General features: G+C 45.8%; 12 protein-coding genes. 5 read left to right on the forward strand and 7 right to left on the reverse strand.

The window, feature by feature from the left end; genetic code table 11:
• Nucleotides 1–108: 108 nt before the first annotated feature.
• Nucleotides 109–1,544 (forward strand): IS1182 family transposase gene (locus AC6I7V_RS18135; RefSeq protein ID WP_498010540.1). Its coding sequence is split into 2 segments (ribosomal slippage): nucleotides 109–1,282 and nucleotides 1,282–1,544, totalling 1,437 coding nucleotides; the frame shifts between segments, so codons are not numbered across the junction.
• A 130-nt stretch (nucleotides 1,545–1,674) separates the two neighbouring features.
• Here the strand turns inward: AC6I7V_RS18135 and malK are convergent.
• Nucleotides 1,675–2,787, reverse strand: a complete 1,113-nt coding sequence (gene malK / locus AC6I7V_RS18140) for a maltose/maltodextrin ABC transporter ATP-binding protein MalK (protein WP_498011806.1) — start codon at nucleotides 2,785–2,787, stop codon at nucleotides 1,675–1,677.
• 686 nt (nucleotides 2,788–3,473) lie between these two features.
• Here malK and malE point away from each other — a divergent pair.
• From malE to malG, 3 genes are all read left to right on the forward strand, one after another.
• Nucleotides 3,474–4,658, forward strand: a complete 1,185-nt coding sequence (gene malE, locus AC6I7V_RS18145; protein WP_255232129.1) for a maltose/maltodextrin ABC transporter substrate-binding protein MalE — start codon at nucleotides 3,474–3,476, stop codon at nucleotides 4,656–4,658.
• A 78-nt stretch (nucleotides 4,659–4,736) separates the two neighbouring features.
• Nucleotides 4,737–6,308 carry a maltose ABC transporter permease MalF gene (malF, locus tag AC6I7V_RS18150; RefSeq protein ID WP_498011807.1) on the forward strand — a complete coding sequence of 524 codons (1,572 nt, stop codon included), beginning with the start codon at nucleotides 4,737–4,739 and terminating at the stop codon, nucleotides 6,306–6,308.
• Between the two features lie 11 nt (nucleotides 6,309–6,319).
• A complete protein-coding gene (malG, locus tag AC6I7V_RS18155) occupies nucleotides 6,320–7,210 on the forward strand; it encodes a maltose ABC transporter permease MalG (RefSeq protein WP_255232127.1) in 891 nt (296 codons plus the stop codon).
• A 532-nt stretch (nucleotides 7,211–7,742) separates the two neighbouring features.
• Here the strand turns inward: malG and AC6I7V_RS18160 are convergent.
• From AC6I7V_RS18160 to AC6I7V_RS18170, 3 genes are all read right to left on the reverse strand, one after another.
• Nucleotides 7,743–7,988, reverse strand: a complete 246-nt coding sequence (locus AC6I7V_RS18160) for a hypothetical protein (RefSeq protein ID WP_255232126.1) — start codon at nucleotides 7,986–7,988, stop codon at nucleotides 7,743–7,745.
• Between the two features lie 168 nt (nucleotides 7,989–8,156).
• Nucleotides 8,157–8,651, reverse strand: a complete 495-nt coding sequence (locus AC6I7V_RS18165; RefSeq protein WP_255232125.1) for an acyl-CoA thioesterase — start codon at nucleotides 8,649–8,651, stop codon at nucleotides 8,157–8,159.
• A 204-nt stretch (nucleotides 8,652–8,855) separates the two neighbouring features.
• Nucleotides 8,856–9,749, reverse strand: coding sequence for a DMT family transporter (locus tag AC6I7V_RS18170; protein WP_255232124.1), 894 nt, complete (start codon nucleotides 9,747–9,749; stop codon nucleotides 8,856–8,858).
• A gap of 99 nt (nucleotides 9,750–9,848) precedes the next feature.
• On the opposite strand from AC6I7V_RS18170, the gene AC6I7V_RS18175 reads away from it, so the two are divergent.
• Nucleotides 9,849–10,637: an AraC family transcriptional regulator gene (locus AC6I7V_RS18175; protein ID WP_255232123.1), complete on the forward strand. Its 789-nt coding sequence runs from the start codon at nucleotides 9,849–9,851 to the stop codon at nucleotides 10,635–10,637.
• 109 nt (nucleotides 10,638–10,746) lie between these two features.
• Here AC6I7V_RS18175 and AC6I7V_RS18180 read toward each other — a convergent pair whose 3' ends face one another.
• The 3 genes from AC6I7V_RS18180 to AC6I7V_RS18190 are packed head-to-tail and all read right to left on the reverse strand — an operon-like array spanning nucleotide 10,747 to nucleotide 15,063.
• A complete protein-coding gene (locus tag AC6I7V_RS18180) occupies nucleotides 10,747–11,859 on the reverse strand; it encodes a lipocalin-like domain-containing protein (RefSeq protein WP_498011808.1) in 1,113 nt (370 codons plus the stop codon).
• Nucleotides 11,859–14,357: an ABC transporter permease gene (locus tag AC6I7V_RS18185; protein WP_498011809.1), complete on the reverse strand. Its 2,499-nt coding sequence runs from the start codon at nucleotides 14,355–14,357 to the stop codon at nucleotides 11,859–11,861. The genes AC6I7V_RS18180 and AC6I7V_RS18185 overlap by 1 nt, the downstream gene beginning before the upstream one ends.
• On the reverse strand, nucleotides 14,344–15,063 hold the full coding sequence (locus AC6I7V_RS18190) for an ABC transporter ATP-binding protein (RefSeq protein ID WP_498011810.1): 720 nt from the start codon (nucleotides 15,061–15,063) through the stop codon (nucleotides 14,344–14,346). Before AC6I7V_RS18190 ends, AC6I7V_RS18185 begins: the two co-directional genes overlap by 14 nt.
• Nucleotides 15,064–15,247: the final 184 nt, after the last annotated feature.

A 15,247-nucleotide genomic window follows, 5' to 3' on the forward strand; every position in this document is an offset into this window, starting at 1 on the left:
AAGATAAAGAAAATCCCTCACGAGGAGGGATTCAGACTGCTGACAAAGGTCTAGCTTTCAAGCTAGACCTTTGATCTAATAGGGGTATCGAAATATGGATATCTCACTATGCTTCAAGAGTCTTCACCTCAACAATATGAACTCGAAATGGTCACCATGGAACAGCTCGTTCCTCAGAACCATTTAGTTCGTAAGATAGATAAAGCCATCGACTTCGAGTTTATCCGTAATGAAGTCGCTCACCTCTACTGTAAAGACAACGGTCGCCCACCTGTTGACCCTGTACGCCTGTTTAAAATCATCCTGCTTGGTTACCTCTTCGGAATAAAAAGCGAGCGACAACTCGTGAAAGAGATTGAAGTCAATGTCGCTTATCGATGGTTCCTGCGTATGTCACTGACAGAGAAAGTTATCCATGCATCGACACTCAGCCAAAACCGTATTCGCCGCTTTAATGGTACCGATGTGTTTGAGCGTATCTTTATCAATATCGTAGAGCAGGCAATGGCGAAAGGTTTGGTCGCAGGCCAAGAACTATTTACTGACAGCACGCACCTAAAAGCCAATGCCAACAAAAATAAGCACACGAACAAAGTGACTAAGGTTCGCGCCAGTGCTTATCTTGATATGCTCGATGAAGATGTCGCGCTAGACCGAGAGAAAGAGGGTAAGAAACCTCTAAAGTCACGTACCGCTGAGCCTAAAACTAAGAACACCAAAACGAGTACTACCGACCCGGAAAGTGGCTTCATGACTCGAGATAATAAGCCCCAAGGCTTCTTCTATCTCGACCACCGTACAGTGGATGGACAGCATGGCATTATCTTAGATACCCATGTCACAGCAGGTAATATCAATGACTCTCAACCTTATGTGAAGCGTCTGGACTATACCCTAGAGCAATTTAACCTTAATCCAATCGCCGTTGGACTCGACGCGGGCTACTTCACTGCGCCAGTCGCTGAGTCATTAGAGCGTCGAAATATCTTAGGCGTGTTCGGTTATCGCAGACCATCGAGAACAAAGAATGCGTTCAAGAAAAAGCACTTCATCTACAATGAAGAGCGAGACAGTTACCGCTGCCCTAACGGTCAAGAGCTCATCTATAAAACAACGTCTAGAGATGCGTATCGTGAGTATCACTCCGACCCGAAAGAGTGTGCGTTCTGTCCAATGAGAGATGACTGTACGCAAAGTAAAAATATGAAGAAAGTCATTACAAGACACATCTATACGGACGCGATGGATAGAGCCAACCAAATGCGGCTCTCACCTTATGGAAAAAGACGTATAGGCGAAGAAGTGAGACGGTAGAGCGGAGCTTCGCCGACGCTAAGCAGCACCATGGTCACCGTTATGCCCGCTTCCGCGGGCTCTCGAAAGTGCAAATGCAATGTTGGTTGGCAGCTGCCGCTCAAAACATCAAGAAGATAGCCTTGGTGGTGAGCTATTTACAAAAAATAGGGCTAAATATGTCCCAAATACGTCAAATTATGGCGTCTAGATGCCAATTTAAGTGTTGGGCTCTTCCAAACTTCGCATAATAAAAAAATATCGCGATCGCGGCCTACGGCCGCTCGAAAAAGAGAACCCCACTTCAAAAAGTGGGGTTCGTCAGCAATCTGAATCCCTCACGAGGAGGGATTTTGATAGGGCAATATACGTTTAAATCTACTACTCTGTACCTTTCTCTACGAACAGACGACGACATGCTTTACCGTCGCTGTGGAATAGGTGACAACGGTGCGCTGGGATACCGATAGCAAGCTTGTCTCCTGCTTCAACGTCTAATGTATCTGGCTGACGGAAGATAACGTCAGCATCTGCACTCTCTAGGTTGAGGTAAACCTGAGTTTCGTTGCCTAGCTTCTCAACAATCATCACTTCGCCTTCGATGGTTGCATCGCCGTTTTCTGCAGATAGCAAGTGTTCAGGGCGAACACCCAGTGACATACGGTCGCCAACGTTAACTGTCGTGCCATCGACTGGGACCCAGAAAGTCATGCCGTTGGACAATTGAACCATGACACGCTCAGACTCCACTGCTTCGATGTGAACCGACATGAAGTTCATCTTAGGTGAACCGATGAAGCCTGCAACAAAGCGGTTTTTAGGGTAGTGGTACAGGTCCAGAGGTTTACCCACTTGAGAAACGTAACCGCCATCAAGAACAACGATTTTGTCTGCCATCGTCATCGCTTCTACTTGGTCGTGCGTTACGTAAATCATGGTACAACCAAGCTGACGTTGAAGCTTAGTGATTTGAGAACGCATCTGAACACGTAGCGCCGCATCTAGGTTAGATAGAGGCTCATCTAGTAGGAATACATTTGGTTGAGAAACCAGAGTACGACCGATAGCAACACGCTGACGTTGACCACCTGAAAGTGCTTTTGGCTGACGCTCTAGTAGGTGACCTAGCTGTAGGATTTCAGCAGCATGCTCAACACGTTTGTCGATCTCAGCCTTGTCTGCTTTCGCAAGCTTAAGGCCGAAAGACATGTTGTCGTAAAGGTTTAGATGAGGGTATAGAGCGTAAGATTGGAATACCATGCCCACGCCGCGCTTTGATGGCTCAACGTCGTTCATACGCTCGTCGCCAATGTACAAATCACCTGAAGTGATATCTTCTAGTCCTGCGATACAGCGTAATAGTGTCGATTTACCACAACCTGATGGTCCAACGAATACTACAAATTCACCTTCGTTGATCTCTAAGTTTACGTCCTTAGAAATCTGTACATCACCATATGATTTATAAACGTTTTTTAACGTGACACTCGCCATCTAGCTCGTCCTCGATCGATCAAATTTTAAAACTTACTGCTTATCATTATAAGAAATTATTGGGTCAGCAGTAACTGTAGGAATTGGTAAGCATTGAGTGTGTAAGAAAAAACGGGTGTGTTTGGTGGTTTCAACAGATCGTCAATACACCCAAACACACCCTCATAGCCAAGCAGATGTCTCTTTCCCCCACATCAAGCTAAACCTCCCCCGTGATGCCATCACTGGTTTAGCTTGATGCTTAATTTAAGACAAAAGCGGGCAATGCAAGCCAACATATATTGTTCGGTCTATATAGAAGCAACAAACAATTGCCGGTAAAGGGTTCTTACTATCCACTCTTGGATGACTGCAGTTTCGGTTAATCCAAGAAAGAGTACATCCTCCCAATGGAAAATTAACGAGGGGGAGTAGGAGGGGAGGAGTAGATAAAGGGGGTGAAACGTAATAGGCGATCCACTTCAAATAAATTCACCGGACAACGGTGATGTTGATCACGGTGCTTACGGTTTTTGTGATTTTGCTCTCTAATCCGACCCGATGGTGATCACGAATTTAAGCCATAATAGCTAGGGCGTAGTGGCTAGGATGATGAGCTTAAGACGGTTTTTTCAGATCATATCTATCGAAAACTGGCTCGTCTTAAATGAATGCGCCCTACGTATAAATATAAAAAGGATATTAACATGAAAAACGCTCTAAGCGCTGTAGCTCTAGGTACATTAGTTGCTCTGGGTTCTTTCGGTGCAAACGCTGCTATCGAAGAAGGCCAACTAACAATCTGGGTAGGTGGTGATAAAGCTTACGAAGGCATGGCAGAAGTAGGTAAACGCTTTGAAGAAGATACAGGCGTAAAAGTTACTGTCGCTTTCCCAGACAAACTAGAAGAGAAATTCTCTCAAGTTGCAGCTGCGGGTGACGGCCCAGACATGATTTTCTACGCACATGACCGTTTCGGTGGTTTTGCAGAAGCGGGTCTTCTTGCGGATATCAAACCTTCTAAAGAGACCAAAGAAGGTATCGTAGACTTCGCATGGGACGCAGTGTCTTACAAAGGTAAAACAATTGCATACCCAGTAGCGGTTGAGTCAGTTTCTCTAATTTACAACAAAGCTCTTGTTCCTAACCCACCTAAGTCTTGGGAAGAGATCCCAGCACTAAACGCTGAGCTTCAAAAAGATGGCAAAAAAGCGATCATGTGGCCTCTACGTGGCGGTGCTTACTTCACATGGCCTCTACTAGCAGCTGACGGCGGTTACGCATTTAAACAAACGGCTGAAGGTTACGACATCAAAGACGCAGGTGTAGCGAACGACGGTGTTCAGAAGTCTCTTGGCTTTATCGAGAAAATGGTTAAAGACAAAGTGATCTCTGCAGATATGGACTACTCTGTAGCAGAGTCTGAGTTCGTTGCTGGTAACGTTGCAATGACAATCAACGGTCCTTGGGGCTGGGCAAATATCGAGAAATCTGGCGTAGATTACGGTGTTGCAACACTACCTAAATTCAACGGTAAAGCATCTAAACCTTTCGTTGGTGTATGGGCTGGTGGTATCAGCACGGCTTCTCCAAACCGTGACCTAGCGGTTGAGTTCATGGAAAACTACCTGCTGACTGACGAAGGTCTGAAGAGCCTAAATGACGACAAGCCACTAGGTGCTGTAGCGCTTAACTCTTTCCAACGCCAACTAGATAGCGACACTCGTATCGCGGCGACAATGGACAACGCGATGAATGGTGAAATCATGCCTAACATCCCTCAGTTCACAACGTTCTGGTACAGCATGGAAGAGGCAATTGGTAACGTGGTTGACGGTCGTCAAACTGTAGACCAAGCACTTAAAGCTGCTGAAACACGCATGACTAAATAATATCGACGAAACACCCTTTTAAGGAGGGGGTAACCCCTCCTTACTTTTCTATTTTATATATCGCTAGCAGGTTCCTCTATGCAGTCAGTTCAAGGTACAGATGCTATTCAAGCACCAACAAGCCTTCCAGGAAGTAAAAGCGTCTTCATTAAGTGGGGATTGCTTGGTAGCGTTGGCTTAATCAATGGCTACGCTACCATCCTAATGTATTCTCGCGGTGAGCTCGCATTCGCGTTGCTTACGGTGATCCTAACGGCTTTAGCTCTTTACGTTTTCGGTAGCAAGAAAACTTACGCACACCGTTATATCTACCCTGGTATTGCCGGAATGATCCTTTTCATTCTCTTCCCTTTGGCTTATACCGTCGGCCTTGCGTTCACTAACTACAGTGCAAAAAACCAACTTTCGCTAGAACGTACGCAAACTGTCCTACTGGACCGTACGTTCCAAAGCGGTGAAAGCTTCCCATTTACTCTGTACAAAACAGACAACGGCCACCAAATCGTGGTTAAAGATGGTGAGCAACTTCTCGCAACTGAAGAGTTCTCGTTAGACGGTTTGAACGTCAGTGAGATGGATCTGAAAGCGATCGACTCTGCTCAAGGCGAAAAAGAGAAAATCAAAACAATTATCCAAAATCGTACTGCAATCAGTGCTGTTGATTTCCACCTACCATCAGGTGAAGACATCCGCATGAGCGGCCTACGTAAGTTTGCTGCTGTGGTTCCGCTATACACAATGCAAGACGATGGCGAAACGCTATACAACAACGAAACGGGTGAAACTCTAAAACCCAATATGGAAGTGGGTTTCTACCAGCCAGTTGATGAGAATGGTGCATTCATTGGTAACACCATCTCTCCGGGCTTCGTGGTTGAAATCGGTACGGCTAACTTTGAGCGTGTTTGGAAAGATGAAGGCATCAAAGAACCTTTCATCAGCATCTTTATTTGGACAGTTGTCTTCTCGATTTGTACGGTAGCCTTCACTCTAGCGATCGGTTTGATTCTTGCGAACATCGTACAGTGGGAGGAGCTGAAAGGCCGTGCTGTATACCGTGTTCTACTGATTCTGCCTTATGCAGTTCCAGCGTTTATCTCAATCCTTATCTTTAAAGGTTTGTTTAACCAAAGCTTTGGTGAAATTAACATGGTGTTAGAGAGCATCTTCGGTCTTAAGCCGAACTGGTTCTCTGACCCAATCTTAGCGAAAACGATGGTGCTTATCGTAAACACATGGTTAGGTTTCCCTTACATGATGATCCTATGTATGGGTCTATTGAAGGCGATTCCTGATGATCTATACGAAGCGTCTGCGATTGATGGTGCTAACTTCATCGATAACTTCAAGCGCATTACGTTCCCGTTGATGATTAAACCACTAACACCGCTACTGATTGCAGCATTCGCATTTAACTTCAACAACTTCGTAATGATTCAGCTGTTGACGAACGGTGGTCCAAACATGATTGGTACTTCTGAACCTGCGGGTTACACAGACTTGCTTGTAAGCTACACGTACCGAATCGCGTTTGAAGGCGGCGGCGGTCAAGACTTCGGTCTAGCAAGTGCAATCGCAACGCTTATCTTCCTACTAGTAGGTGCCCTAGCGTTACTAAACCTTCGTTTCACTAAACTGTCTCAAGATTAAGGAGCACGACAATGGCTATGGTACAAGGTAAAAGCCTGAAATACCGAGTGTGGGCAACGCATATTGCGCTGTGGTGCTTTCTAGCACTGATTATCTTCCCACTACTGATGATCATCGCGATCTCGTTCCGTGAAGGTAACTTTGCAACAGGTAGCTTGATTCCAGAGAACCCATCACTGGAGCACTGGAAACTGGCACTGGGTATCCCAGTAACTAACGCAGACGGCTCGGTAACACCACCTCCATTCCCAGTACTAACTTGGCTATGGAACTCAGTAAAAGTTGCAGGTATCACATCAATCCTGATTGTGGCACTGTCTACAACATCGGCTTACGCATTCGCTCGTATGCGCTTTAAAGGCAAAGAGACGATTCTAAAAGCGATGATGATTTTCCAGATGTTCCCAGCGGTACTTGCACTGGTTGCAATCTACGCTTTGTTCGACAAACTAGGTCAGTACATTCCTTTCTTAGGCTTGAACACACACGGTGGTCTTATCTTCTCTTACCTAGGGGGTATTGCACTACACGTTTGGACAATCAAAGGTTACTTTGAAACGATTGATACTTCTCTAGAAGAAGCGGCAGCACTCGATGGTGCGACGCCATGGCAAGCATTCCGTTTGGTACTATTACCACTGTCAGTGCCTATTTTAGCGGTAGTATTTATTCTATCGTTTATCGGTGTTGTCGGTGAGGTTCCGGTTGCATCTATCCTGCTTTCAGACGTGAACTCTTACACGCTAGCGGTTGGTATGCAGCAGTATCTATACCCACAAAACTACCTATGGGGTGACTTTGCGGCAGCAGCAGTATTATCGGCACTTCCTATCACTATCGTCTTCCTATTAGCACAACGTTGGTTAGTTGGTGGTTTGACGGCAGGTGGTGTAAAAGGATAAGCTAGGGCTTATAAGAAAGACAAAGAGCGACCGCAAGGTCGCTCTATATTGGCATTTTTATTACATCATTTTGGTTTGGCCGCCGATCAGTAATAAAAATAACCCTCAGGTTACGCATAGCTGGCTACTAATCAGGTTCCTTACGCTATTCAATGATTAGTGGTTTTTGTAACTCTAACCCAGGTATTTACTTGGGTTTTTTTATATCTGAAAAAATTCGGTCTTTTCAGATGACCTTACCGCTCTTCAAGAGCTTCTTGGCTTGTGTGAGAAGAGATGCTTTGCACATTGTTTTGATAACAATACTCATCAGTCGATCATCATACCCTCTAGTTGTACAGTCAGTATAAATAGACGAATGGGAATTGATACTTTGGTCAAAGCTCACTGCGGAAGACTTCAATGAAAGCCATGTAACAGTGATTAATGTTGCATAAAAATTGTCTGGCAAGTCAGTTTGAAAGTGAAATCAGTAAGGGGAGTAGGCGCTTATCAATAGTTTGCTATATATAAACGCCTGAAATCTATTAGGTTAGAATTCTCTGTTGGAAGGAGCGCAGCCAAGGTGTTGCAGTAGAACGTAGATACTCTCTTGGTCTAATGCAACGCGTCTAAAGAGGTCTGCGAAGGTATTATCGCCACCAAAACAGGTTTGAATATAGTGATTGATCTCTTCGTTGTTGTAGCCTTCTACGTATAGGGTTCTTACCCATTGATACTCAACTGCCTTAAGATTGTTTAGGGTTGATTCACTCAAAGTAGTGCGCGTAACGCTCAAGAGGTGCTCCAGAAATACAGTCGTGTCCATGATAGATGGCAGTATTTAAGCAGAGCTAAATGACGACTTTATTACAATTATAATATTTTACAGACTCATGACTTGAACAATGAGTGAACAGAGAAAGTGAAGTTACACACTCAATGGTTAAGTGTGTAACCCTAAGATTTATTTCAGATATTTGACGTGCGCTTCCATCTCTTCGCCAATCTCTTTACGCATGTTCATGAGGCGAACGGCAGAGTCGCGTAACTCAATATCTTCTTGGGTTTCTGGTACCCACTCTGGCACTTTGGTTGGTAAGCCGTTTTCATCAACCGCAACCATGATAACAATACAGTGGGTCGTTAGGCGATTCTTAAGGTTTTTGGGGTCGCTGGCTTGTACATCAATCGCGATATGCATTGAAGAGGAACCTGTGTAGATCACTTTTGCACTGACTTCGACCAAGTTACCTACGTGGATCGGTGCAACAAAACGAATACCACCGGCATAGGCCGTAATACAGTATTTGCCACTCCAACCTGCTGAACAAGCGTATGCTGCTAAATCGATCCATTTCATCACGGCACCACCGTGAACTTTACCACCAAAGTTTACATCTCCGGGCTCCGCTAAAAAACGCAGGGTTACGTCGCGCTTTCCATTTTGACTACTGCTCATTTTTAGTCCTTTTTATTCTTATGTTGTACTGCAACAACTATGTTACTTACCAATAACATATACTTTAGTCGTAGGAATTAAAAGAAGAGTTTGCGGGTTGAGCGGGGAAATATCGACGCAATAGGTATTAGGAGAATTAACTGGGGCAGATATAAAAAAACACCGAGTATTGAGCTCGGTGTCTTTAATGATTGACCTAATTCACTAGCCTTGTTGGGGAATCGCGCCTTTGACCACGGATTTTCTTTTTATCTGCGCCATAATGACGCCAGAGATAACCATTATGCCGCCCATTAAGTGATAATCATGAATCGTTTCACCGAGCCAAGTGGCAGCAAGGACGACTGCGACAACAGGTAGCAAGTTCATGAACATAGCACTCGAGTCTGCGCCAATCGCATCGATCGCTTTTACCCACATCCAAGGAGCCAGTACTGAGCCGGCGATTGCAGCGTAAGCGATAAGTGGCAGTGACTCTTCAGAAGGTGCCAGTTGAGCACTCGATAGCCATAGTGGTGTTAACATAGCGACCGCAAATAGGCCTTGCATGTAGATCACTACCCAGTTACTTACCGGCATCTTCCAACGTTTAAGTAGTACACAGTAAGCGGCGTAAACAAGAGCGGCAATCAACATATAGCCATCACCTTGGGTGAGCTCTTGGTGTAAGAAAAACAGTGGGTCACCTTTACCTAGCATAAACGCCAAGCCCGATAGCGATAGTACGCCACCGACAATGCTCAGTCCTGAAATGGACTTGTGCAGCAGAGGAACGCTCAAGAAGATGCTAATCAACGGCACTAATGACGTAATTAGAGCCATGTTTGATGCACTGGTCGTGAGGCCCGCGTAGTAGCCAAGAGATTGATTCAGCACCATTCCCAGCAAGGCAAGAAAGGCTAGCTTAGTCAGATTCGGCTTAATGGCAGGCCACTGTTTAATGGCACTTGGCAAACAGAAAGGTGTAAGAATGAGCATAGCGACAAACCAACGAAAGAAACTCATTGCGCTTGGTTCGATAACGCTCGCTGCCATCTTATTTACAATGGCATTGGCACCCCAAATACAAACAGTAAAAAATGGCAGAAGATATGACATGTGAGCTCCATCGCAGAATGAGTTAATGTGCATAGTTTGACAGGTCGTTACAATAACAGATATCTTTAAAAAGACATCGAACGCGATAGGAAGACAAGTTTGAAAAAACATCCAAGAAATCTTCACCCTTCCTTATCAATTGATAAGGCACCATCCAACGTATTTATGAATTTCGAAGCGTTTCTCTCTAATACAGAAACCCGAGTTCACAGCCATCCTTGGGGGCAAGTACAACTGATTAGTGGTGGAATCTTAGAGATGGAAGCGGAAGGAACGCGTTTCTTAGCACCACCACACCTTGCCATTTGGGTACCAGCTGGCGTTATGCACTGTAGCTATAATCGTAAACCACTGGATTACTGTTCCTTGAACATTGCACCTGAGCTGACACAACACTTGCCAGAAAAGACCAGTCTAATAAAGATCACACCGATCGTGTCGTCGATTATCGATGATTTTCGTGAAAGGAATATCAATGTTGCAGAACGCGAACCAGACAAACGTTTAGTGCAAGTGCTGCTTGATCAATTGGCAGAGCGACAAGTTGAACACCACTTTTTACCATCAACCGATAACAAATACCTAGCCCCAATCCTTGCGGCGATTGAGGAGAATCCCACCGATGAAATTTCTCTTAAGGATTGGGCAGAGCGCGTTCATACCACAGAACGTACCTTATCGCGCCATTGCCAAAGTGAATTGGGGATGAGTTTCACCGAGTGGCGCTTACGCGTCCGTTATCTTTACTCAATGGATCTTCTACGTAATGGTCAATCGGTAAAAGAGGTCGCTCTCACCTTAGGCTATAACCAAGCCAGCCCTTTCATCTCAATGTTTAAGAAGTACTCCGGACAAACGCCAGAGCAGTATAAGAACCGATTGTTGTAAGAAAATGGAGATATCTCGACAATAATTTGCATCTTCTTGGTCCCATTCCACACAAGAGAGGAGTCAAATTGACGATAAACGGCATAAACCCAAAATCTAATGCCCTTAGTCAATAACCCGTTAGCTCCATATACCCAGCCCCAGAGTGGGAGCCTTGGATGGTGACTGGGCCTTCCCAGTATGGGACTGACAGCGGCATTTTTGCGTTAGGGTTGAGCGCTGAAACGGTGAGTTCAATTGCGTGATTTGGAATCGAGATTGTCCACTCCGTTGGGTAGTCTCGGTTGTCGATTTCCGTGTATTCTTTTACACGCATTACAATCTCATCTTGTGTAATGGCTGTACCTGAACCGTCTTGATGCATTAAGCGTGCATTAGAGTAACTTGCGCTTCCTGTTTCAGAGTCGCGAAGTTGGAATACCACTAGGCTGGTTTCATCATTAAGCCTTAATGCAAACCAATCCCAGCCCTGTTGTGAATCAAGCAAGAACTGCGAGCTCCACTCTCTATCTATCCAACCTTTGCCGGAAACTTGATGCGTGTTGCCATCAAGGGTGACTTCTCCAGAAACATCAATAAACGGTTGGCTGTAGTAGTAGGAAGCCACCTGCCCATCGGCACTTTTTACACTGTATCCCTGCTTACCTTGCTTTTGATAAGGCGCGCTACTGTTGAGAGTAAGCGAGTAACCGAATTGTTCGGAATTTGCATTCAACGTGGCAGGAAAGAGCTCATCGGTTGACGATGTCCATTGCCAATCATCCAGATAAACACGAAATGGCGAAGTATCGACACCTGCCAAAGCTGCGTGATCACGAGACCATTTTTCATCTGCGTAGTGCTTTTTCTGCGTAGTGACAGCACTGTGCGCCATGTAGATCTGGCTGCTTTGCCATTGCGTTTTCTTGGCTTCATTTGAAATAGATGGTGGAGCGGCTGCGAAGCGAAATTGGGTCCACTGTACACCGAGTGATTGCCCATCTTCATCGGTTAAATTGGCGGTCAAATACCACCATTCATGGCGAAAGTCGGGATGGGCTTGGTGGTCTGCTGGGAAGTGGATTTCAACTCCTTTTGTAACGGGAGTGAACTGGTCATCTTGTGATTGGTTGCTTTCAGCACTTCCCAATAGTGTTCCCATGGTTTGAGGTTGCTGCTCTTCGCAACCAACCAGTGCCAGAGCAAGTAGCATAAGTGTGCAGAGTTTGATGGGGTGAATCATTACAAAACCTCACTTTGCAGACTGGAGACGACAGGTTTACTGACTAACCGCCAAAGCGGTATCAGGGTGGCAATCACGCCGACCACAATGGTCACGGCAGCCATGCTCAGTGCATCACTCCAATTCCATAGGTAGTTCAAGCTCCAACCAAAGGCGCGCAGGGTAACAATATCCGTGAGTACATAACCGACCAAAGCGCCTAATGGTAAGGCGATCACCAGAGTAAAACTAACCAGAGCGGCAATCTGCCCGATCACCATCGTCATCAGCTTTTTACGATTCACACCAAGTGCATACAACCTTGCAATCGCGGCTTTGCGCGCATCGAGCAACATAAAACAGGCGGTGAACAGGCCGATCACAGCAACCATCAATGTAACGCCGTTTAACGCTCGGGTGATGGCAAACGTCTGCGAGAATATATCTAAGGCGATGGATTTGATCTGCGCTTGGTCATAGAGCTGACTTGGGTGCAGGTTTAGATCTTTACGTAACTGCTCATAAACCAACTTTGGATTGCCGGAGACTTTAATACCAAGGCTGGTAGGTAAATCAGTAAAACCGCTTTCTCGCCACAGTTGCGGCGCCAAGAGTACTTCGCCATTTGGGGAGCCGTAATCATGGAAAACAGCGCCGACGATGAGTGCTTTGTTTGGAATCGCGTCGAGCGTAAATTCACTTGCCAGTGATAACCCAAGTTTCACTGCTGTTGGCTCGCTAATGGCGACGACTTCACCTTGATAGAAACGTGACCAAAAGTCATCAAGCCGAGATTGAAACACCATGGTCTGCTCTAAAGTGTCTTTGTCTTTGGTGCCGAGCAAAATGGGTAAGCCATATAGGTTGTCGTCGACGTAGTACTGTTTATATACAGTTTGGACGTTCTCAAACTGTTCTAAAGCTAGCTCAACATTGGCGATTTCCCCTTGAGACGGGCTGACATAGATGTCAGCATGAAGTCGTTGTTCAAGCCACTGTTTGAGTGTTGATTCAAAGCTGCCAACTAGGGTATTCATCCCCATGTTGGCGGTCACGGCAAGCAGCAGTGCCATCATCGCCAGAGAAAGAGGGGAGATAAGCTCTCGCAGCTCTGCAAACAGATACTGCATTAATCCAGAATGCGTGCGCTGTTCACACCAAACTGCCAACACCATCAGTGTTTTCGGAAGGTATAGAGGAATCGACACCACCAAGAGCCCTAACCATGCCATAGTGAAACGATGATGTTCGCTCAGCCAAAGCCCAGCTAATGCCGTGATTATGAGTAACATGCCCGCAATGAACAGTTGGTCTTCATTGGATGAATCTGGCGCTTGGTAATACCCGCCATGGGAAGAGAGCGGTTGTTGCACTCGCTGCTTAAAGTGTTGCCAACATGCAAGTAGTGTTGCTGCTAAAGTGAGTAGTAGAGCTTGAGCCCACCATTGCCACTGCCACGTTCCCGGCAGTAACGTCGCGCCATAAAGTTGCTCGAGGGTAAGTGCAACCGTTGGGTGCAGCCAATGACTGAGCTGCATACCTAGAACAAAGCCAATTGAGGCACCAATAGCCACTAAGATGGTGAGCTCGACCAATAAGGCTGAGAGGACGAGAGTGGGCGCTATTCCGGCTTGCTGAATTTGCACGAGCAGTCGGTTACGTTTGAGTAAGCTGTATTTTACGCCGTTGTAAGCGACGAACAGTCCGACTAGGAATGCGAGCAAACTCATTGCCGTTAGATTGAGATGAAAGCTGTCGGTGAGAGAGCCTAAATCGGTGCTTTGATTGTTGGTTATCCATTGCCCTTGGTCGCTAATGTATTTTTGCCAAGTAGCTTGAGTGTCATTGCCTAAATTGAAAACGGCGATGTAACTGAGTTGACCTTGTTTGTTGAGTAACCTCTGAGCAAATCCAATATCCATCAACATTCGGCTACCGAGCTGCCATTCATCGGGTAAAACCGCGACTTGCGTTTTAATGTCGTCCAATACCAATGTGTCGATTTCACCGATATTTTGGTACTGCGACTGGCTCATCATCACGATGGGCTTGCCGGCTAACAGTTCTGGAAGCGGGAGTAGGCTATCGAACAGAGAAACGTTGTAATCATTGCCAGATGTATATCGCGAACGTGATGTGATCGCAGTGATCAGTTCACTGCCTTGTATCGACCAACGGCGACCTTGCTCATCTCTCACTCTTCCTTCAATTACAGGCAGCGCAGCGCTCAATCCTTGTTGTCTGAGAGTGAAGTAAAGCGACTCCGGTAAGTAGTTTTGCCCTGCTGGTGGAATAATTAGGTTCTGCGCTTGCGCACTCAGTTGTTCAGTAGATTCGGCATAACTGCGCTTAGCATTGAGGTTGATGGCTTGTACTGCAACAAATAAGGTCACGGCTAATACAATGCCAATCAAAATAGCGGCAGCTTGAAGGGGCGCTTGCCGATAGTGGGCGGCGAACAGGTTCAGCGCAAGCTTGGTATGACTGAATTTAAAAGCGTTAACTTTAGCGTGCTTCATATGAGAGGTCGCTTTGGCTTTTTGGACGTACTCGCTGATCGTTGTGCAGCTCACTGTTTTCAAGGCGCAGGCGTGTCTGCATAAACTCGGCGCAGTCGTTGCTGTGGGTGACAAGTAGAACTGCTGTGTTTCCTTTGGTTGTGATTTCACTCAGTAGTTTCATCACTTCGATACCGGCTTTTTGATCGAGGTTGCCTGTTGGCTCATCGGCGAGCAGCAGTTTGGGTTGGTGTGCCAGTGCTCGTGCAATCGCTACGCGTTGCTGTTGGCCGCCGGATAGCGCAGATACATGTCTTTCGAGCAGTTGGCTGATGCCAAGTGTCTCGACCAAGTAGTAACACCAGTCATTCCATTGTTGTTGATTCAGATGTAGTGGAAAGGCGATGTTCTGTTTTACATTCAGGGGCGTTAATAGGTTGAATTGCTGAAAGATTACTCCGAGTTTTTGATGGCGGAATTGACTCCAGTGTGGGTCTTTCCAGAGTTTGGTGTTATCGCCATCAAGCCATAGCTCACCAGAAGAGAGCGGTTCAAATCCAGCAATCATATTCAGTAGAGTACTCTTCCCACTCCCACTGGCACCGGTTAAAGCTACACTTGAACCTGTCTCTAGTGCAAAGTCGACATCTTCTAATACTTGATGGTTTTCTTTGCCATCGACAAAGCTTTTACTGGCACGTTTAAGTGCGACGAGTGGCCTTTCCATCACCTCTCCCTAGGGTTTGTTTTAGCAGTAACGCTTATAAATTGAGTTACTTAAAATTTTAGCTCACAAACGAGGAGAGTGGTGCGATTAAGCCCGAATAATTAATGACTTGCTAATCAAACTTAACGACTTTTCTTGAGCCGATATTGGTGGGTAGATTGCGGCAGATCTCTCACCTGAAGTC

The sequence above is a fragment of the Vibrio sp. KUL70 genome (assembly GCF_059725515.1).

What these genes read in the sequence shown, in the direction of transcription:
- malK (WP_498011806.1), bottom strand. Translation starts at nt 2,787, where the DNA reads ATGGCGAGTGTCACGTTAAAAAACGTTTATAAATCATATGGTGATGTA.
- malE (WP_255232129.1), top strand. Translation starts at nt 3,474, where the DNA reads ATGAAAAACGCTCTAAGCGCTGTAGCTCTAGGTACATTAGTTGCTCTG.
- malF (WP_498011807.1), top strand. Translation starts at nt 4,737, where the DNA reads ATGCAGTCAGTTCAAGGTACAGATGCTATTCAAGCACCAACAAGCCTT.
- malG (WP_255232127.1), top strand. Translation starts at nt 6,320, where the DNA reads ATGGCTATGGTACAAGGTAAAAGCCTGAAATACCGAGTGTGGGCAACG.
- AC6I7V_RS18165 (WP_255232125.1), bottom strand. Translation starts at nt 8,651, where the DNA reads ATGAGCAGTAGTCAAAATGGAAAGCGCGACGTAACCCTGCGTTTTTTA.
- AC6I7V_RS18170 (WP_255232124.1), bottom strand. Translation starts at nt 9,749, where the DNA reads ATGTCATATCTTCTGCCATTTTTTACTGTTTGTATTTGGGGTGCCAAT.
- AC6I7V_RS18180 (WP_498011808.1), bottom strand. Translation starts at nt 11,859, where the DNA reads ATGATTCACCCCATCAAACTCTGCACACTTATGCTACTTGCTCTGGCA.
- AC6I7V_RS18185 (WP_498011809.1), bottom strand. Translation starts at nt 14,357, where the DNA reads ATGAAGCACGCTAAAGTTAACGCTTTTAAATTCAGTCATACCAAGCTT.
- AC6I7V_RS18190 (WP_498011810.1), bottom strand. Translation starts at nt 15,063, where the DNA reads ATGGAAAGGCCACTCGTCGCACTTAAACGTGCCAGTAAAAGCTTTGTC.